This window comes from Candidatus Eisenbacteria bacterium (assembly GCA_016867715.1).
Classification (GTDB): Bacteria; Orphanbacterota; Orphanbacteria; order Orphanbacterales; family Orphanbacteraceae; genus VGIW01.
This window is the reverse complement of the sequence record VGIW01000006.1, coordinates 58,888-77,590: the sequence shown is the minus strand read 5'-3', so window position 1 is coordinate 77,590 and position 18,703 is coordinate 58,888. Positions and strand designations below refer to the sequence as shown.

The 18,703-nt window shown below is 68.6% G+C and carries 16 protein-coding genes; 13 read left to right on the top strand and 3 right to left on the bottom strand.

Going from position 1 to position 18,703, the window contains the following annotated elements:
* From FJY73_02595 to FJY73_02585, 3 genes are all read left to right on the top strand, one after another.
* Positions 1-2,170: cadherin-like domain-containing protein (locus FJY73_02595; GenBank protein MBM3319545.1), on the top strand; the 2,170-nt coding region annotated here is incomplete at its 5' end.
* Between the two features lie 98 nt (positions 2,171-2,268).
* Complete coding sequence (locus FJY73_02590; protein ID MBM3319544.1) at positions 2,269-3,621, top strand: right-handed parallel beta-helix repeat-containing protein; 1,353 nt, start codon at positions 2,269-2,271, stop codon at positions 3,619-3,621.
* 163 nt (positions 3,622-3,784) lie between these two features.
* The gene (locus FJY73_02585; protein MBM3319543.1) at positions 3,785-4,405 is read left to right on the top strand and encodes a DUF502 domain-containing protein; all 621 of its coding nucleotides are present in this window, start codon (positions 3,785-3,787) and stop codon (positions 4,403-4,405) included.
* 40 nt (positions 4,406-4,445) lie between these two features.
* Here the strand turns inward: FJY73_02585 and FJY73_02580 are convergent, their stop codons facing one another.
* Together FJY73_02580 and FJY73_02575 are read right to left on the bottom strand one after the other, a co-directional pair.
* Entirely contained in the window at positions 4,446-6,344 is a 1,899-nt protein-coding gene (locus tag FJY73_02580; protein ID MBM3319542.1) for a T9SS type A sorting domain-containing protein, read from the bottom strand.
* Between the two features lie 114 nt (positions 6,345-6,458).
* Positions 6,459-7,043, bottom strand: coding sequence for a biotin transporter BioY (locus tag FJY73_02575; GenBank protein MBM3319541.1), 585 nt, complete (start codon positions 7,041-7,043; stop codon positions 6,459-6,461).
* Positions 7,044-7,323: 280 nt separating this feature from the next.
* Between FJY73_02575 and FJY73_02570 the strand changes: the two genes are divergently transcribed.
* The 3 genes from FJY73_02570 to lexA all read left to right on the top strand — a co-directional run bounded on the left by FJY73_02570 (position 7,324) and on the right by lexA (position 11,475).
* Positions 7,324-7,950 carry a sulfotransferase gene (locus FJY73_02570; GenBank protein ID MBM3319540.1) on the top strand — a complete coding sequence of 209 codons (627 nt, stop codon included), beginning with the start codon at positions 7,324-7,326 and terminating at the stop codon, positions 7,948-7,950.
* Positions 7,951-8,173: 223 nt separating this feature from the next.
* Positions 8,174-10,867 (top strand): PHP domain-containing protein, encoded by a 2,694-nt coding sequence (locus tag FJY73_02565; GenBank protein MBM3319539.1) that lies wholly within the window; start codon positions 8,174-8,176, stop codon positions 10,865-10,867.
* Positions 10,864-11,475, top strand: coding sequence for a repressor LexA (lexA, locus tag FJY73_02560; GenBank protein ID MBM3319538.1), 612 nt, complete (start codon positions 10,864-10,866; stop codon positions 11,473-11,475). Before FJY73_02565 ends, lexA begins: the two co-directional genes overlap by 4 nt.
* 449 nt (positions 11,476-11,924) lie before the next feature.
* Here lexA and FJY73_02555 read toward each other — a convergent pair whose 3' ends face one another.
* Positions 11,925-13,064 (bottom strand): glycosyltransferase family 4 protein, encoded by a 1,140-nt coding sequence (locus tag FJY73_02555; protein ID MBM3319537.1) that lies wholly within the window; start codon positions 13,062-13,064, stop codon positions 11,925-11,927.
* 114 nt (positions 13,065-13,178) lie between these two features.
* On the opposite strand from FJY73_02555, the gene FJY73_02550 reads away from it, so the two are divergent.
* The 7 genes from FJY73_02550 (at position 13,179) to FJY73_02520 (ending at position 18,678) form a co-directional block, all read left to right on the top strand.
* Positions 13,179-13,757 (top strand): NUDIX hydrolase, encoded by a 579-nt coding sequence (locus FJY73_02550; GenBank protein MBM3319536.1) that lies wholly within the window; start codon positions 13,179-13,181, stop codon positions 13,755-13,757.
* 100 nt (positions 13,758-13,857) lie between these two features.
* Positions 13,858-14,142: a PqqD family protein gene (locus tag FJY73_02545; GenBank protein ID MBM3319535.1), complete on the top strand. Its 285-nt coding sequence runs from the start codon at positions 13,858-13,860 to the stop codon at positions 14,140-14,142.
* A 14-nt stretch (positions 14,143-14,156) separates the two neighbouring features.
* Positions 14,157-15,125: a hypothetical protein gene (locus tag FJY73_02540; GenBank protein ID MBM3319534.1), complete on the top strand. Its 969-nt coding sequence runs from the start codon at positions 14,157-14,159 to the stop codon at positions 15,123-15,125.
* A 1-nt stretch (position 15,126) separates the two neighbouring features.
* Entirely contained in the window at positions 15,127-15,675 is a 549-nt protein-coding gene (locus FJY73_02535) for a lasso peptide biosynthesis B2 protein (GenBank protein ID MBM3319533.1), read from the top strand.
* A 5-nt stretch (positions 15,676-15,680) separates the two neighbouring features.
* The gene (locus FJY73_02530) at positions 15,681-16,865 is read left to right on the top strand and encodes a nucleotidyltransferase family protein (GenBank protein MBM3319532.1); all 1,185 of its coding nucleotides are present in this window, start codon (positions 15,681-15,683) and stop codon (positions 16,863-16,865) included.
* 5 nt (positions 16,866-16,870) lie between these two features.
* The gene (locus FJY73_02525) at positions 16,871-17,872 is read left to right on the top strand and encodes an ABC transporter ATP-binding protein (protein ID MBM3319531.1); all 1,002 of its coding nucleotides are present in this window, start codon (positions 16,871-16,873) and stop codon (positions 17,870-17,872) included.
* Positions 17,869-18,678: an ABC transporter permease gene (locus FJY73_02520; GenBank protein MBM3319530.1), complete on the top strand. Its 810-nt coding sequence runs from the start codon at positions 17,869-17,871 to the stop codon at positions 18,676-18,678. The genes FJY73_02525 and FJY73_02520 overlap by 4 nt, the downstream gene beginning before the upstream one ends.
* Positions 18,679-18,703: the final 25 nt, after the last annotated feature.

The following is an 18,703-nucleotide window of genomic DNA, read 5'->3' as shown; positions in this document are numbered from 1 at the left end:
AGGAACGGTCCGTGCGGACGGCGGAACGGAGATCCGTGTGGAGACTCCCTCGCCCCTCCGGCCGGGACGGGGCGCGCACCTTCTGAACAAGGGGACGATGCGGATCGAGCCGGGCGCGTGGTTCGATCTCCGCGCGACCGCGTGGAACACGTTTCTCGGCGTCGCCGAGATCTTCGGGACGGCGCGCGTGAACGAAGGGGCCGAGTGGACGAATCGGGGATGGACGATCGTTGGGGAGGACGCCGCGGTTCTCACCCTCGGAGGGCGGAGGACGCCGGGGGTCTTCGCGAACTTCGGGCGGATCGAGCTTCGCGCGGGGGCGCTCGTCGCGAACGGCGGCGCGTTCGAGAACCGAGAGAACGGCGTGCTCGGCGGGATCGGCGTGTTCGACAACGGCCGCGGCGGGGTCTTCCTCTCCGAGGGGATTTTGAAGCCGGGGCTTCCGGCAGGCGATCTCGCGTTTCTCGGCGATCTTCCCCTCAGCGCGGAGAGCGAGGTGGATGTCGTGATCGGCGGGACCGAGCCGGGCGCGTTCAGCCGGCTTCTTGTGACGGGAGAGGTCGCCTTCGCGGGCGCGCTCCACGTCTCCCTCGCGAACGGGTTCGAGCCTGCGCTCGGCGATGCGTTCCAGGTGATCGCCGGGTCCGGCCCCGGGGCGGGGCGCGCGTTCGATTGTGCGGGCGGTCTGAACCTCCCCGGGGGGCTCTATCTCGATCCGGTCGAAGAGGGGGGGACCCTCTCCCTCGTCACGATCGAGGACGCGGGGGTGAACCTGCCGCCGCTCGCCGCGGATGACGCGGAGAGCACCGGGGTAGACCAGCCGATCGTTCTTTCGGTCCTCTCGAACGACGAGGATCCGGATCTCGATCCGCTTCGCATCCTTTCTCTTTCCGTCGGCGGGCTCGCGGGCTTCGTCGCGATCGATCCGGGGGACACGACGGTGACGTACGTTCCGCCGGCCGGCTTCTCCGGCGTCGAGTCGTTCCGTTACGTCGCGAGCGATTGCCGGGGCGGGTCGGACAGCGCGCTCGTCACGGTGCGCGTCGCCTCGCCTCCGCGCGCGTGGCGCGTTCCGGGGGACGCGGCGACGATCCAGAGCGGTCTCGACCTTGCGGCGCCGGGGGACACGGTCCTCGTCGCGTGCGGCGTCTATCACGAAAACGGGATCGCGATGAAGCCGGGCGTGGTCCTTCGAGGCGAGAACAGCGGGGGAGAACCGTGCGCGACGATCGACGCGGGCGCTCTCGGACGCGCGCTCCTCGTGAGCGGCGCCGGGCCGGGAACGGTCGTCCGCGGGCTTCGCTTCGTGAACGGGCTCGCCCCGAGCGGCGGCGCGGTCCTCTGCGTGAACGGATCGACGCCCCTCTTCGAGAACTGCGCCTTCACCGGGAACCGTGCGGGGACGACCGGGGGCGGCCTCTCGTCCGACGCGGCCTCCGCGCCGGCGTTCCGGAAGTGCACGTTCGCCGGGAATCGCGCGGCGCGCGGGGGCGGGATCTACTTCGGCGGGGGGAGCCTCGACGTCGAACGGACGATCGTTTGGGGGAACTGCGGCGACACGGACGGGGCGGAGATCTTCCTCGACGACGGCGCCTCGGCCACGTTCGTTCTTTCGGACATCGATACTTCAGAGATCGATGGTTTGGGAACATACATGTGGGGGGCGGGGAGCCTCTCGGTCGACCCGATGTTCTGCTCGCCGGTCGCATGCGGCGACGCGCCCGCGTCCGCCGGGAACCACCGGATCGATCTCCGGTCGCCGTGTTTCGCCTTGCTGCCGGAGGGGAGCATCGGAGCGTTCGGTCCGGGATGCCTCGGGCGTCTCGTCTTCACGAGCGAGGAGGAGGCGAGGGCGTACGCGCTCGTGCGGACCGGCGTGGAGGAAGCGGCCGATCCGTCCCCCCTCGCGCGGCGCTTCGACGTCCTGCCGAACCCGGCGCGCGGGAGCGTGACGATCCTCTACGCGAGGCCCGCGGGCGCGCCGGGCGCGCTTCGGGTCTACGACGTCGCGGGGAGGCTCGTCCGCTCGTTCCCGATCGGCGCGCCGTCGGGCGCGGTCGAGTGGGACGGAACGAACGACGCGGGGGCGCGCGTCGCCCCCGGAGTCTACTTCCTTCGGCTTCTCTCGGGGAGCGAGGTCGAGACGAGGCGCCTGACGCTCGTTCGTTAGAAGAGGAAGCGCATCGGGTAGAATCACGAGGAGGCCTGCTCGTGCGCGTGGATGCATGGCCCGGCCGATCGCGGGCGCCGCGCCCAGGAGGGTTCCGTATGGTCGTCTTCGTCGTCCTCTTTCTTCTCCTCTTCGCAGGGGTTCCTCGGGGGGGCGCTTTCGTTCTCGATGTCGCTCCGGACGGCTCGGGCTCGTACCCGGATCTCGAGCACGCGCTCGCCGCGGCCGGGCCCGGCGACAGCATCCGCCTCGCGGACGGCGTGTTCGCGGGAGCCGGCAACCGGAACCTGATCCTCGGAGGCGAGATCACCCTCTTCTCGGCGAGCGGCGATGCGGAGAGGTGCGCGATCGACGTCGAGGGGAACGGCCGCGCCTTTCTCATCTATACCTTTCCTGGTTCAAGGATCTGCATCGAGGGGATCACGATGCGCGGCGGCGATCCCGGCGACCTGCCGGAGGATCTCCTCCCGGGCTACGGCGGGGCGCTCGCGGTGAAGCGCCTCGCGCCCGGCGGCCTCTTCTCCGTGGAGAGGTGCGTGCTGGAAGGGAACGAGGCCGAGGCGGGAGGAGGGGCTTTCCTCTGGGGGGGCGAGGGGGTCTTTCGAGGCTGCACGTTCCGGAACAACCTCGCGACCGATGGGGGAGGGGCCTACTGCTTCCTGTGTGACGCGGGAAGCGGCGCGCGCTTCGAGGAGTGCGTCTTCTACGGAAACGACTACCCGTTGGAGGCGGTGGGGGGCTACGGGGCAGGGGTGTTCTTCAGCCGCTCGGTCGGACGGGTCGAGAGCTGCACCTTCGCGCAGAACCGCGCATGGTACGGGGCTGGGATCCTGGCTTCCGACGAGGCGGACATCGAGGTCGAGGCGTCGCTCCTGGCGTTCGGCGCGCGCGGGAACGGGCTCGCGGTCTTCGGCGCGGATGTCGCGATCACGCGGTGCGACATCTTCGGCAACGCGGGGGGCGACTGGGTGGGGCCGATCGCGGGCCTCCTCGGCGTCGACTGCAATTTTTCCGAAGATCCTCTCTTCTGCGCGATGGGCGAGAACGACTTCTCGCTCCGCTCCGACTCTCCTTGCCTCCCGGAGAACAACGACGGCTGCGGGCGGGTGGGGGCCCTGCCGCTCGGCTGCGAGGCGCCGGTCGGAATTTCGGCGGGGGAGGCCGCGTTTCAGGGAGGTCCGCGGTTCTGGAGGTGCGGTCCCGATCCCTTCCTCCGGGAAACGGAGCTGGCGTTCCTGGCGCCCGCGCCCGCAGAGGTGCGGCTCACGATCCACGACGTCTGCGGGCGGCTCGTCGCCGTGCTCCTCGACGAGAGGGTTCGCGCCGGCGAGCACTCGGTCTCGTGGGATGGGGTCGAAGACTCGGGGGAGAGCGCTCCCTCCGGGGTCTACTTCGCGCGGCTCACGATCGGCGGGGATGTCGTCGCCCGCACCATCAAGAGGATCCGCTGACAGGGAACGACCGTTGTCAAGGGCGGCCGTTTCTTCACGGTCGGAATCTGGAAGGAGAAATGCCGATCCCGCGTGGGTCCGGAAACCGGTACGTGCCCTCGCTCATCAGTGCTAAGATCGCCCCGGGCTCCGGCGCGCTTCCCCGGAGAACCCGCGAGGGGTGATGGGTTCTTTTCTTCGTAAGCTTCGCTCGCTCTTCCTGGCCGGGATCCTCGTCATCGTCCCGGTCATCGCCACGGTTCTCGCGCTCCGTCTCCTCTTTCATTCGGTGGACAACGTGCTCGGGCCGTGGATCGGCCGCGTCCTCCACAGGCAGATCCCCGGGCTCGGTCTCGCCGCGACGATCCTTCTCATCTTCCTAGTGGGGCTTCTCGCGACGAACTTCCTCGGGCGATGGCTAATCGCGGTGGGCGAGAGGGTCTTCGGGAGCGTTCCGCTCGTCCGGAGCATCTATAGCGCGGCGCGGGAGATCGTCCACGCGCTCGCGACGCCGCGGGAGAAGCAGCCGTTCAAGGAGGTCGTGCTCGTCGAGTACCCGCGGAGGGGCGCGTACGCGTACGCGTTCGTCACCGCCTACACGACGCTCCGCACGGCGGGAGGGGAGGAGAGGGTCGCGCACGTGATGGTCCCCTCCACGCCGATCCCGACGACCGGGTGGATCCTGATCGTTCCGGTGAGGGACCTCATCTACCTCGATCTCGGCGTCGACGCGGCCATCCGCGCGCTCTTCTCCGCCGGCGCCGTCGCGCCGCCGGAGATCCGCGCGAAGACCCCGCCCGCCTGATCGTCCCCCGGGACGGCTTCTCTTTGCTCTTCAAGCGAACCTAACGCGTCTTCAGCACCTTCCTCGTGTGGGCTCCCTCCTCCGTCCGGAGCCTGAGGAGGTAGAGGCCCGGCGGGAGGTCGCGTCCGCGGTCATCGGTTCCGTCCCACATCGCCTGTTGCTCGCCGCCGCCGGTTCCATCGAAGAGCGTGCGCACTCTTCTCCCCGCGAGATCGAAGACATCGAGGCGCGCGCGCTCCCCCGCGGAGGCGTGATCGAAGCGGATCGTCGTCCGCGATCGGAAGGGGTTCGGGTTCGGAAACCCGAGCGCGTTCGCGCCCCGCCGTCCCCCCTCCTCGGCGACCGAGACGAGCGGCGATTCCGGAGGGGCGACGAACTTCTCCGTGTTCGAGGCGAGGTGCGTGCCGGAGAGCCCGAGATCGACGAGGTTCCATTCGTCGTAATCGAAGCCGGGGGCGAGGCCGAGGCGGATCCCGGTCACGCTCCAATCCAAGCGGTCCAGATCCGGGGTCGCGGCCGGATCGATGATGGGGGAGGGAAGCTCGGTCCCGAGACAGGGGAGCGCGAACGACGTGTCCCCCGCGCCGAGGAGGAACGTCCAGAGCGGGGTCGGGATGTCGAGCGTGTCCCCCTCTTCGGCCCACTCCGCCGTGTCCGGAACGGTCGTGACGAGCGTGAGGGCGGCGCGGTGCACGGTCGGGAAGAGCCCGGCCGGCGCGTTCGCGACGGAGGTCCACGTGAACCGATCCCCGGCGAGGAGCGGCGTCGGGACCTCGAGATATCCGGTCGCCTGGGCAGTGTCCCCCGCGACGAGCCCCCGACGATCGAAGACCGCCGTGCTCGCGAGCCCCTCGAGCGTATCGGTCTGAAGCGCCCCGGCGAGGTAGTTCGGGTTCCCCGGCGCGCCCGATCCGAGGGTCGAGAGACCGAGCACCGCGGGCGTCCCGCCCGGCGTTCCCGCGAACCCGCACGGCATGAGGCGTCCATATCCCGAGAGCCGGTCGAGGTCGGCGATCGCCACGCAGAGAACGTCCATGTCCGGGGCGGTGTTCTCCACGCGGATCCGGAGCGACGCCCCCTCGCCGATCGTGAGGCTGAGGTTCTTCGTTCCCGAACCGTTTACGAATATCCCCTGCTCGATTGCGTACTTCTGGACATCGAACGCGGCGAGGAGCGCGAGAAGGTCCGGCCGGTCCGACCCGAGCTCGTCGAGGAGGGTCATGAGCGGCATCTTCGCGTAGACCGCGCCGATGTCCGTGACCGTCTGGTCCTCTACATAGATGAAGTAAGGTTTACGGCTCAAGGGGATGAGGCCGAGCTCGATTTGCCAGGGCATGTAGACGGAGCCTGGGACCGGCTGCAGCCCGACGAGCGGGAAGTTCTCGCCGACCGTCGGCGCGAAGCGCTCGAAGTCCCCTCCGAGAAGGTCGGAGGCGAACGAGACGAGCTCGCGAACGAAGAAGGTCCTCCAAACGAGGGCGAGATCGACGATCCCGTCGTTCCAGACGATGTTGAACCCTGAAATGTCTCCCTGGTAGATCGGGCGCTCGATCGCGGCCCCCTGTTCGCGGATCGGGAGGACCATCTCCCGGGCGTCGATCCCGAAGACCGTGAAGCAGGCGTAGCCTTCCTTGCCGGCGGTGACCGTCTGCGCTCCGGCGAGGGCGGGATGGGAGAAGACGGCGACCCCCGAGGCGTTCGTGCGGGCTCCGTTCCCCGCGAAGGGGAGGCCCGGGCTCGGCCCAACCTGGCAGTAGGCGCCGGGAACCGGGTTTCCGGTCATCTCGTCGATCACGGTGATCGTCACGGTTCCCGCGATCGGCCCCCCTCCGAAGCCTCCCGCCGGGTCGATCGCGGCGAGGGCGGGTGCGAAGAGGGCGAGAAGAGCGAGCGCCGCGAGAAGAGGGCCTCTCGCTTGAGCCATGAACAAGAAGACCATGAATGAATCCTCCCCGGCCGCGCGGGCCGACAGGTCCCATCCGATTCGGCGGGAGGGAGGGATCTCCCGTCCGTGTTCCCTTCGTTCTCTTCGCGCACCGCGCGTGCGGGCGGACTACTTCCTCGCGCGCGCGGACCCGCGCCGGGCGGCGGAAACCGCGAGAGCCGCGAGGGCGGTCTTCAAGAGATCTCCCGGAAGGAACGGGAGGATCCCCGCGTCGATCGCTCTCTCAGGTCCGATGAGGCGCGCGAGGAACGACGCCCCTCCGAGGAGGATCACGGCGCTCCCGAGCGCCATCGCAGCCGCGGCGGCGAGGGGCCGCCGGTCCCAACCCCGCTCGGCGAGCGCACCGACCAGGAACGCCGCGGGCACGAACGCGAAGAGGTAACCGCCGGTCGGACCGGCGAGAAAGGCGACGCCTCCCGCGCCTTGCGCGAAGAAGGGGAGTCCCGCCGCTCCTTCCATCAAATAGAGAAGGATCGCGGCCGTCCCGAGCCGGCTCCCGAGAAGGGCCCCGACGAGGAGGACGGCGAGCGTCTGCGCGGTCACGGGGACCGGGCTAAAGGGGACGCGGAAGGCGATCTGCGCCGAGGCCGCCACGAGGAGGGAAGCCCCGATCGCGAGAGCCGCTCGGTGGAGGAGCGCTTCTTTCCGTGAGAGAACCGCCCCGCGGAGGGCGAGCGTCTTTGGGTCGTGCATGCGTGTCTCCTTGCGCCGCGCGCCGGGCGGCGATCCCCGCCGGGCGCTCCGGAAATCCGAAACCCGCCCCTCGTATAGCACGATTTTCCGCGGGGGACCATCGTTTTCCCTGGCCGCGCCGAACCGAGCGCGCCGTCGCGGACGCTTGGCTTCCCGGATGGGTGGTGATACGCTACCCGCTCGGGGAGAGGGAGGGGGCGCGGCCGGCCGTCGATCGAGGACGCTCGGGCGGGCCGCCGCGCGGATCGGAGAACGCCCGGGGAGTGAAGGAGTCATCCCAATGGCCTCGTTCGTGCGGAAGATCGTGGACGACCTCAAGTACGGAAAGCCGATCGTGATCGTGTCGGGGCTCCCGCGCTCCGGCACGTCGCTTGCGATGAAGATGCTCGATGCAGGCGGCATGCCCCAGGTCGTGGACGGCATCCGCACCGCGGACGAAGACAACCCGAAGGGGTACTTCGAGGACGAGCGCGTGAAGGATCTGCACAAGATGACCGACAAGACCTGGGTGCGGGACGCGCGCGGGAAGGCCCTCAAGGTGATTTCTTTTCTCCTCAAGGATCTTCCCGACACGAACCGCTACAAAGTCGTCTTCATGCGGCGCCATCTGGACGAGGTCCTCGCCTCGCAGAACAAGATGCTCGATCACCGGGGCGAGAAGAACGAAACCCCCGACGACCAGATGAAGAAGATCTACGAGGAGCATCTCAAGCAAGTCTACGCGCTCCTCGAGAAGCAGCCGCATTTCGAGGTTCTCTACGTCGACTACACCGGCATCCTCGAGGATCCGCGGGGCCAGGCGACCCGGATCCGCGATTTCCTCGGCGTCCCGTTCGACGTGGAGAAGATGGCGGCGGTCGCGGACAAGGCCCTCTATCGAAACCGCGCCGCCCGAACCAACGGGTAGCTCGGAGGACTTGTCTCGAACGCGGCTCGGGCTCCTTCTTCCCGCCCGGTCCGCGCGCTCGTTCCCGGTCCGCGTGCTTCCGCGCCCGCTCGATCCCGATTCCTCCGAGGGCCCCGGCTCGCCGGCGCGCCTAACCGCTCCCTTGCGAAAAAGGCTTGACAGGCCCACAAATGTCTAGTAGCTTTTGTTCAGGTCGCCCGGGGTTCGGGCGCAGGGGGGAGTGATGGAGGCGGTCCCTCTCAAGATCCAAACCCGGTTCTCGCCGCTTCTCTCCGCGATCGAGCCGGAGGCCTTGGCGGCGCGCCTCCGCGCGGCCGGCTTCGGCGCGGCCGGCATCGCGGATCGGGGCGTCCTCTTCGGGGCGGCCGCCGCGGCGGGCGGGTTTCGGGAGAACGGGGTTCTTCTCGCGGCCGGAGCGGAGGTCGTGATCCGCTTCCCCAGGCCCGGGGGCGATTCGGCGCCGTCCTCCTACGTTCTCACCTTCTTCCCCGAGACGGAGGAAGGAAGACGGAACCTCGATCTCCTTCTCGAGAAGATCGCGCGGCCGGAGAGGCCGGCTTGCCTTCAGGGGGTGGCTGAGCTCCGGGAGGTCGAGGCGTGCGCGGCGGGTCTTCTCGCGCTCACTGGGGGACTCGCGGGACCTGTCTCCGGGGCGTTCGCCCGCGGCCGGGCGGGGGACGCGCACCGCGCCGTTCGGCGCCTCGTCGATCTCTTCGGCCCGTCCCGACTTTTCCTCGAAACCTCGAGAACAGGAGCCCCTCGGGAGGGGCTCGTCGAGCCTTTTCTCCGCGAGATCGCGGACCGCTACCGCCTTCGCCGGGTGGCCGCGGATCCGGTCCTGGTGTTCCGAACCGGCGAGGATTCCCTTCTCGCGCGGCTCCGAGCGGCGGCCGGGCCGGCGCGCGTGGAGGGCCCGCCGGACGCGTTCCTGGCGGAGGCGGAGGTCTCCCTTCGCCCGGCGGAGGAGATGGCGGCGCGCTACGACGGGGACCCTGAGCCGCTCCGCGCCGCGCGAGAGGTCGCGGAGCGGACGGCGGCCTTCCCGCCCGCGGCCGGATGGACACCCCGACCGGTGGAGACGGACGAGCTCCTCCGAATGGTTCTCGTCGAGATCGAGCGGCGCTACGCGGGCGCCTCGCATGGGAAGCGGAAGGAGATCGAGACGCGCTTCTTCGAAGAGTTCTGGGCGCTGGAGGGACGCCTCCGGGCGGCAGTTCTCCCGCTCGCGCGGGTCTTCCGTGCCGTGCGGCGGGCGCGGCCCGACCTTCTTGTCCACACACGGTTTCTCTCCGGAAGCGCGGTCGGTTGGCTGACCGGCTTGCAGACCGACGAGCCGGATGAGATGGGAAGCGCCCTCCCGAGCAGAGAAGGAAGCGCGTGCTCTCTCGTGATCGAAGGGGATCGCGAGGGGATCGCCCTCGTCCGCCGGCTTCTCGGGGAGCGGTTCCCCGGTTTCTTGATCCCGCCCTTTGTGCCGCGCCCACTCGACCCGGCCGTGATCGAGCGCGCGATCGGCGCGGTTTCTCGGCGCTCGAGAGAGGGATCCGGACCTGATCCACACCCACCCACCGCGAACCCCTCCGGCCCACGCGACCGGGGGACCCGCAGTCCGGATCCTCTCTCGAGAGCCGAGGGGGAGGCTGTCCTCACGGGAGCGGTCGCCGGCTACGATCGCGACCCGCGCGCGCTTCTCTGGACCGAGGAGACCGGGGAGATCTGGGCGGATCCCGCCGCGCGCGGGGGACCCCTCCGGTTCGATCTGGCGGAGTCGCCTCTTCTTGGCGTTCTCCGCGCGACCTCTTCGATCGAAGGGGAAGGGGATCCTCTCGAAGGGATTCGGCGCGGCGAGTGGACCGGCATCCTCGAGAGAGGGGCCGCGCTCGCGAGGGATCTCGTGGCCGCGATCGCCCCGCGGACGGAGGAGGATCTTGCCCTCCTCCTCGCGGCGGGCATCGGGCCGGGCCCTCGGCGCGATCTCGTTCTTCGGATCGCCGAGATCCGCGCGGGAACCGGGCCGCCGACCGTCTCGCTCCCGAGGCTCGCGCCGATCCTTCGCGAAACCGCCGGCGTTCCGTTCTATCAGGAGCAGATCGCGGCGATCATCCGGAACCTGACCGGATGCGCGCGGGCGAGCGCACACGCGCTCCTTCGGGATCTCCGCTCGAGGAGAGGACCGCGGCTCGCGCGCGACCGCTCGCTCTTCGTGCGACGGTCGGCGGACCGCGGTGTGGCGCCCGAGGTCGCGGGGAAGGTCTTCTCTCTTCTCCTCGCGGTCGCCCCGCACGCTCCCAGCCGGGGCGCCGCTCTCCCCCTCGCGCGCCGGGTTCTTCTCGCGGCGGGCCGAAAGAGCATCGACCGGCTCCGGTTCGCCGCGGCGGCGCTGAACGATGCGATCGACAACCGAAAGAGAATGGGCGCGCTTCGCGCCGGCTTCGAGAGGGAGGGGATCGCGTTTCTTCCACTCGATCAAGAGAGGAGCGCGTTCGAGTTCTGCGTCGAGGGGGAGGGGATCCGGGTCGGGCTTGCCGCTCTTTCGGGCGTCGCCCGCGGATACGGGGAGCGGATCGTCGCGGAAAGGAAGAGGGGAGGGTCGTTCAAGGGGGACGCGGACCTTCTCCGGCGTCTCGCGGATCTCCGCCTTCCCCGCGCGGTGTTGGAAGAGGCAGCGCGCGCATTCCGGTGCGCGGGCGAGGTGCCCGCCCCGGCGGCCGAGCCGTCGGTCGTCGAGCGAGAGGGAGCGCGGAGGCCCGATTCGGAGAAGTTCGCGGGAAGAGCCGATGGACGCCCGAAGGCGCGCCGCACGAGAAGAAGGCGGGCGGGGGACCAGACGGCGTTCTCGTTCCTCGCGGGGGGAGAACCGTCCCGAACGAAGGGGAAGAGCGCACGCTCCTCCCCGAGGAACCGGGGGAAGACATGAAGAAGCTGACCGGGAGACAGCAGGAGATCCTGGACTTTCTGGCCGAGCACGCCCGCGAGACGGGCTATCCGCCGACCATCCGTGAGATCGGTTTTCGGTTCGGTATTCGATCCACGAAGGGGGTTGTCGACCATCTGACCGCTCTCGAGCGGAAGGGGTGCATCCGGCGCGTTCTCGGCAAGTCGAGGGCTCTCGAGCTTCTCCTGACCGGCTCGGACGAGAAGAGCGCGGGCGTTCCGCTTCTCGGCCGGATCGCCGCGGGGCTTCCCCTTCTCGCGGAGGAGAACGTGGAGGAGCGCCTCATGATCGACCCGTCGTTCCTCAAGGGAAAGGACGAGTTCCTTCTCCGCGTGCGCGGCGAGAGCATGATCGAGGCGCACATCGCGGACGGCGACCTCGTCCTCGTGCGGCCGGCCGCCGAGGCGAGGAACGGGGAGATCGTGGTCGCGCTCCTCGGGGACGAGGCGACCGTGAAGCGCTTCTTCCGCCAGGGGGACCGGATCGAGCTCCGGCCCGAGAACCGGTCGATGGATCCGATTGCTGTTGATCCGAGCGCCGGCGAGTTCCGAATCCTCGGCGTGGTGGTCGGTCTCTTCCGAAAGATGTAGCGGGAGCCCGAGGGGATCGTCCGACGAGCGCGCGGGAACGGCGCGAGAACGGTCCCCTCGGCGGAAGTCGCCGCCAACCTCAACCCGACGGAAACACGTTCGGTGTCTTCTCGGCCGGGGCGCGGGGCAAGAGGGTGCCGGAAGAGACACCCCGAGCGCGCCGGGCCCACGAAAGGGCGCCGGGTCGGTAAGGCCGGGCGCGCTCGGGAACTGGCCGGTTCACCTCCTCGCCCCGCGGCCCCGCAAGGAGCACACTTCTGACGGATTGACGTTGAACGCGCCCCCCGTTCGGGCGCGAACGAGCGGTTCCAAGGCAGACTCGCGCGTCCTTCTTCCCTTCAGGCGCGCGAAGAAGCGAGCGTGGCCGGCTCCTCTTCCGATCCCCGTCGCGTTTCCACTCCGACCGCGCCGTCTCCTCCCTCCGCGCCATCCGCATGGGCGCCGGCCTGCTACTTCCGGTTCCGAGAGGCGATCTCCTCGTAGAGGGAGAGAAGCTTCTTCTCCTCGACGCCCCAGTGAAGGACGCGGGCCGCCCGGAGGCAGTTCTCCCTCATCCGCGCGATCGCGTCCGGATCCTCCAGGAGACGGTTGACCTCCCGCGCCACCGTCTCGGGGCTCACCGGATCTACGATCCGCCCGACCCCGTGCTCCTCGATCAGCCGGGCGATCTCCGGAATCCTCGAGGAGACGACCGGAACCCCCGCCATCACGTACTCGAAGAACTTGTTCGGAAGGGCGTAGCGGAAGTTGAGCGAGGCGGTCGAGTACAGAACGAAGCCGAGGGTCGCCGAGGCGGTTCGGGAGGGAAGCTCCTCGATCGGCACCGCCGGCAGGAGCGTCACCTTCTCCTCGAGATGAAGAAGCGCGACGAGGCGCGCGAGCTCCTCCTTCATCTCGCCGTCGCCGAGAAGGACGAGCCGCCCTCGGGGGACGTGCCGCATCGCGCCGACGAGCGTCTCGAGTCCTCGCCCCTTCTGCAGATAGCCCTGGCAGAGGAGAACCGGCTCGCCGCCCGCGTCCTCGAAAAACGGGCGGGGAGGGGGGGGCGTCCGGTACTCGGGGCAATTCCGCACGACGAGCGGCCGCTCGATTCCGTAGCGGGCCGCGAGATCGTCGGCGATCGGATCGGAGACGGTGAGGACGCGCGCCGCGAACCGGATGAACCTCTTCTCGAGAAACGCCCAGATCCGCCTTTCCTTCTCGCGTCCAACGAGGAAGTGGGTCTCGGTGAAGAGCTCGTGCGAATCATAGATCAATGGTTTATGGCAAAAGCATGAGGCGAGCGCGGCCGGAACGAGCGTGTCGAGGTCGTGGCAATGATGAGCGTCGGCGCGCGCGGAGAGGCCGGCGAGCGCCGCCCGGACGAAGTACTCGGCGTAACGCCCCTTCCGGAAACGCCGCGCCGGGATCCGGAGACGGAGAACGCGAATCCCATCCTCGACGCGCTCCCGGGGAAGCTCGTCTCCCTCGCGGAGGGCGATGAGAACGACCTCGTGCCCCGCGGAGAGGAGGCTCCTCGCCTCCTTGAGAACGCGATGATCGTTCCGGAACGTGTGGAAGAGGTACATCGCGATCTTCATCGAGGACACGATACCAACTCCCGCCGCCTCGCGCCAGGGCGGGAATCGTGACAGACGCACCTTCCCGAATGGTGTCCGTCCCCATTTCCCCCTATACTTCGATCGCCTCGAGGAGGGAGGTTCGTGAGACGCAAGTGGAGGATCGTTTCGTCGGAGGAGCGGGGGCGCTATCCGATCTTTTCCGTTCGCGTCGACCGCTCCGTCTCCCCGGAGACCGGATCCGAGCGGGACTGGACGATCCTCGAGACGAACGATTGGGTGAACGTGATCCCGATCACGCCCGAGGGGAAGATCGTTCTCATCCGGCAGTATCGCGCAGGGACGGACCGCTACACGATCGAGATTCCGGGCGGCGGGATCGACCGGGGGGACGAGGACGCCGAGGCGGCGGCGCGGCGCGAGCTCCGCGAGGAGACCGGCTACCGGGCGGCGCGCTTCACTCACATCGGTACCGTGGAGCCGAACCCGGCGTTTCAGACGAACCGCTGCCACACGTTCCTCGCGCGCGGAGCCATTCCCGACGGGGCGCAGGCACTCGAACCGGGCGAGGAGATCGACGTCTTCGAAGCGGACGAACCGGAAGTCGGGCGGATGCTCCGCGAGGGGGAGATCACGCACGCGCTCGTGGTCGCCGCGTTCTTCTGGTACGAGCGCCTCCGCGGCGACCGCGCGGAGGTTGACGCTTCCTCCCTGAACGAATAGAGTGGGGCGCGCAGAGAGCAGCGCCGCCCCGGGGGCGCGGAGGAGAGGCTCTCGCGAGGGTCCGCGCCGGATCGGCGGCGCACCGAGAGAGGAGACCGAAGTGGCGCTGGGTCCGGATTCCGTGCTGAAACGCTCTCCGAGCGTCCCTTGGCGTTCGATCGACCGCAAGGGAATCCTCGTGGACATGGAGAGCGGACACTACTTCAGCTTGAACAGCTCCGGTCAGTACATCTGGGGACAGCTCGACGGCGCCCGCACCCTTCTGGAGATCGCGCAACGAATGGTCGAGGAGTTCGATGTGGACGAGACGACCGCCCTCGCGGACTGCCTCGAGCTGGCCAAGCGTCTTCTCGACGAGAAGCTCGCCGCCATCGTTCCCGTCTAGCGGAGGTCGAGCGGATGGAACGCCTCCACCTGGATCTCATCGGCGAGCGGATCCTCGTGGAATGCGGAGAGGCGTCGATCCGAGAGGGGATCCTCGAGGCGGCCCCTCTCCTCGCGTGCTCGCCCTTCGCGGACGAAGCGGATCTCGTCTACACCTTCCGCGCGCGGTCCGACACCGACCCCTTCCCCGATCAGGCGCGCGGGCGGAGCGAGGCGGTTTCTGCGGAGGGGGACTTCGTCTTCTGTAGGTCGGAAGGCGAACGGTGGCTCGTCGTCGGCGATAGGTCGGCGGCGCGGCTCGATCTCGAGCGAGGGCGCGTCGCCGTCTTCGTCCATCCGGACCACGCCGGCGATCCGTGGGTGATCGGCCATCGTCTCTTCTTTCTCCCGCTCATCGTGTGGATGCGGCATCGCGGACGCTATCCGCTTCACGGGTCCTGTTTCGTGGCGGGAGGGCAAGGGGTGGTCGTCTGCGGTCCGAGCGGCGCCGGCAAGTCCTCGGCCACGCTCGCCGCGGTCGCGAGCGGGTGTCCCTTCGTGGCGGACGACATGCTCTTCGCCCTCCGACGCGAGGGTTCGATCGTCCTTCGGCCGTTTCCCGAGCCGCTCAAGGTGGGGGAGGGGACCTCGCGGTTCTTTCCGGAGCTCAGGGACCGGTGGGTGCGAAAGGGGCGCAAGCTTCTCTTCCCGGAGGAGGCGCTCCCTCCGCCCGGGCGGATCGCCGAGGTGCGCCCGGCTCTCCTACTCTTCCCCACGATCGTCGATCGGGAGCGGAGCCGGTTCGAGCGCCTTTCCGGGGGCGAGGCGATGGCGCGGCTTCTCCCCCAGTCGGTGCTCCCCGCGGGCCGCGAAGAGATCGAGGCGCACATCGATCTCCTCGCGGACCTTGTTCGACAGGCGGCGGCGTACCATCTTCTCTTTGGGAGGGATGTCGCGGAGCTGCCCGCGCGGATCGCCGAGCTCTCCGGCGCGGCGATCGAGTAGGATGATGCCCCGCAGTTTCTCGGTCGATTTCTCCTCCTCGTCGGCGGGGTCTCCGAACGCCGAGCGGAGCGCGGACGTCGTGGTGCTCGAACGGCGGATCCTTTCGTATCCGCTCCCGTGGCGCGTTCTCGCCGCGCCGCGCAACCTCGTCTTCCTCGCGCGCTGTTTCGGAAAGGCGGTCCTGCTCTTTGTCCGTCTGCCCCTCGATCGCGTGGAGACGCTCTTCCCGCCGCGAGGAGCCGCGCCCGGAGCGGAAGCGGAGCTCGAGAGAGCCGCGATCGCGCACGCGTTCACCGAGCGGATCCTCCGCTCCCCCTTGTTCCCGGTCCGGAGAACGTGCTTGCGCCGATCCCTCCTTCTCGCCCATCTTCTCCGCGAGAGCGGGATCGAGACCGCGATCTGCTTCGGGGTAAGGGAGCGCGGCGGAAGCCTCGAGGGGCATGCGTGGCTCGCCCGCGAGGGGAGGCCGTTTCTCGAGACGGAGGAAACCTGGAGAGACTACGCCCTGATCTTCACGCTCCCGCGCGAGGATGAGGGCGCTCGGAGGTAGCGCACATGTCGTTCCGGCTCCCGCGAGAGGGCGAGTTCCTCCGGGAGGTGCTGCGCGATCCGCCGGTCGCGGTCGCCGATCTGGCTGTGCGGACGCAAGGAGGCTGGTTCGACTGGGACTCGCTCGAGAGGATCGTCTTCCGCTCGCGCGTCGTTCCGGTCGTCGCCCTGCGTCTCTCCTCGGAGGAGGCGCTCCGAGACCTCTTCCCGGGGACGCTCGTCCGCAGCATCGAGGAGGAGGGGGAGAAGACCGCCGCGCGCAATCTCTTTAAGGAGCAAGAACTGGCCGGGCTCGTCACCGCGTTCGAGGCGGAGGGCATCCCGGTGATCGTGCTCAAGGGCCTGCCGTTCGGGGAGCGTTTCTACGGCAACAGCGTGCTTCGGGAAGTGCGCGACATCGACCTCCTCGTCCCGCCGGAGTTCATGGACCGGGCCGAGCGCGCGCTCTGCGATCTCGGCTATGCTCTCTTCGAGGGGATTCACAGCCGGGCCTACTATCGGCGGCACCACTTCCACCTCGTGTACGTGCGGCGAGGGCTCGGAATCGACGTCGTGGAGCTTCACTGGAATCTTCTCCCGCACCCGTGGAACCTGAACGTGGACGTGGGCTCCCTCTTCCGCGGGTCCCGTGCGTACGATTATCGCGGAAGCCGGATCCGCGTTCTCTCTCCCGTCGACGAGGCGGCGCACCTCTCTGCGAGTCTGCGCATGGGGCTCTTCGTCTCTATCAAGCGATTGCTTGATGTCGAAAAAATTCTCCGCGCCGTGCGGAACGAGGTCGCCGCGGAGGAAATCGTCGCGCGCGGCGAGGAGTGGGGGATCGGCGAGGAGGTTCGAACCGCGCTCTTCTTCGCCGATCGCTTCTGGGGAGAAGGGGGGACGGGGATTCGGTTTCCGAGTCGCATCGGACGGTTCGCCTCGCGGATCCGCGGGTCCGACTTCTTCGGTCTGGAGCCGGGCCGGGAGGTTCGTCTTCGGATCTGGTGGGGGTACTGCTTTGCGCGGCGCTCCAGGCTCTCGTTTCTCGCGCGGCTTCTCTGGAGGGACGAGACCCTCCGCGCGTCGATCTTCTTCGAGGAGGCGAGCTGCCCCTCCGCGAGGAGCCGCGTGCGCCGCTTTCTCGCCGCGATCGTCTGGATCCTCGATCTCCTCGCGCACCGGACGCTCAGCGTGTTCCGGAGGAGACCATAGGGAGGATGCTCGTGAACGGGGTCCGCGTCGAGGGGCTTTCCAAGTCGTATCCGATTCGAGGGGGGTTCCTCGAAGTGATCCGGCATCCCTTTCGAGGGGAGAGCCTTCGCGCGCTTTCGGGCGTCACCTTCTCCCTCGCGCGCGGTGAGGTCCTCGCCCTGCTCGGGCCGAACGGCTCGGGGAAGACGACGCTGCTCAAGATCCTCGCCTCGCTCGTTCTCCCGAGCGAGGGGCGCGCGACGATCGAAGGGATCGACGTCGAGCGCCGCTCGCTCGAAACGCGGCATCGCATCGGCCTTTGCATGAGCGAGGAGAGAAGCTTCTACTTCCGCCTCACCGGACGACAGAACCTCGACTTCTTCGGACGTCTTCTGAACGTCCCTCCCGAACGCCGGGCCGCGGAGATCGATGAGGCGGTCGCGCTTCTTCGCATCGACGAGATCGACGCGCGCTTCATGACCTACTCGACCGGAACGAGGCAGAAGCTCTGCGTGGCCCGCGCCCTTCTCGGCGCGCGGCCGGTTCTTCTTCTCGACGAGCCGACGCGCGGGCTCGATCCGTACACGTCCGCCCGCTTTCTCGATCGGATCCGTGTTCTCGCGCGGAAGGAGGGGAGAGCGGTTCTCCTCGCGAGCCACGATCTCGAGGCGGTTCATCGGGTCGCGGACCGCCTTGTCTTCCTCCATCGGGGGGAGCTTCTCGCCGAGGGGCGTCCGGAAGAGGTGCTCGGGCGCTTCCGCCCGCCGCGCGAGGTCGAGATCGAGGTGCGGGACCCGAAGGAAGGATGGAGCGCGTGGATCGGGAGCCTCCCGGGCGTCCTCGAGATCGTCTCGGACGAGGACCTCGCGGCGCGCGGAAGATGCCTCGCGCGCGTCCACGAGGAAGGCTTCGTCCTCGAGGACTTCGTCCGGGCGGTGCGGGAACGCTTCGGGCCCCTCCGCCGTCTCGAGGTGCGGCACGGATCGCTCGAGGAGCTTTACCGGCGCTTCGCGGAGAGCGAACGATGAGGCTCGACAAAGCCCTCGCGTTCTTGAAGAAGGATCTTCAGATCGCGACGAGCTACCGGCTCGCCTTTCTCCTTCAGCTCTTCGGGATCGGCTTCACGCTCGCTCTCTTCTTCTTTCTCTCGCGCCTCATCGACGCGACGATGAACCCGTACCTCGGGCGATACGGAGGGGATTACTTCTCGTTCGTCCTCATCGGGGTCGCCGTGTCGAATTACCTTTCAACCGGGCTCAACGCCTTTTCGGGGAGGATCCGGGACGAGCAGGTTCTCGGAACGCTCGAGGCGGTGCTCGCCACGCCGACCCGCTTCTCCACGTACCTTCTCTCTTCGTCGCTCTGGAGCTTCCTGTGGGCTTCGTTCCAGGTTCTTGTCTACCTCCTTCTCGGCGTGTTCTTCTTTCACCTCGAGCTCGACAACCCGAACTTCGGGGCGGCGACCCTCTTCCTCGCGCTTACCGTGATCGCCTTCTCCAGCTTGGGTCTCCTGGCGGCCGCCTTCATCCTCGTCCTCAAGAGGGGGAACCCGGTGAACTGGTTCTTCACCTCTCTCTCGCGCCTCTTGGGAGGCGTCTACTTCCCCGTGGCGATCCTTCCCGAGTGGCTGCAGCATGTCGCGAAGATCATCCCGCTCACGTATTCGCTGGAGGGGATGCGGATGGCGCTTCTCAGCGGGCAAGGGATCGCGTCGCTTCGGGGAGAACTCCTCGCCCTCGTTCTCTTCACTTTCTTCTCGCTTGTCATCGGGGTCGGCGCCGTGCGCTTCGCGATCCGCCGCGCCCGCCGCGACGGCACGCTCGGCCAGTACTGAGCGGGAGCCCGAACGCCGGCGCCCC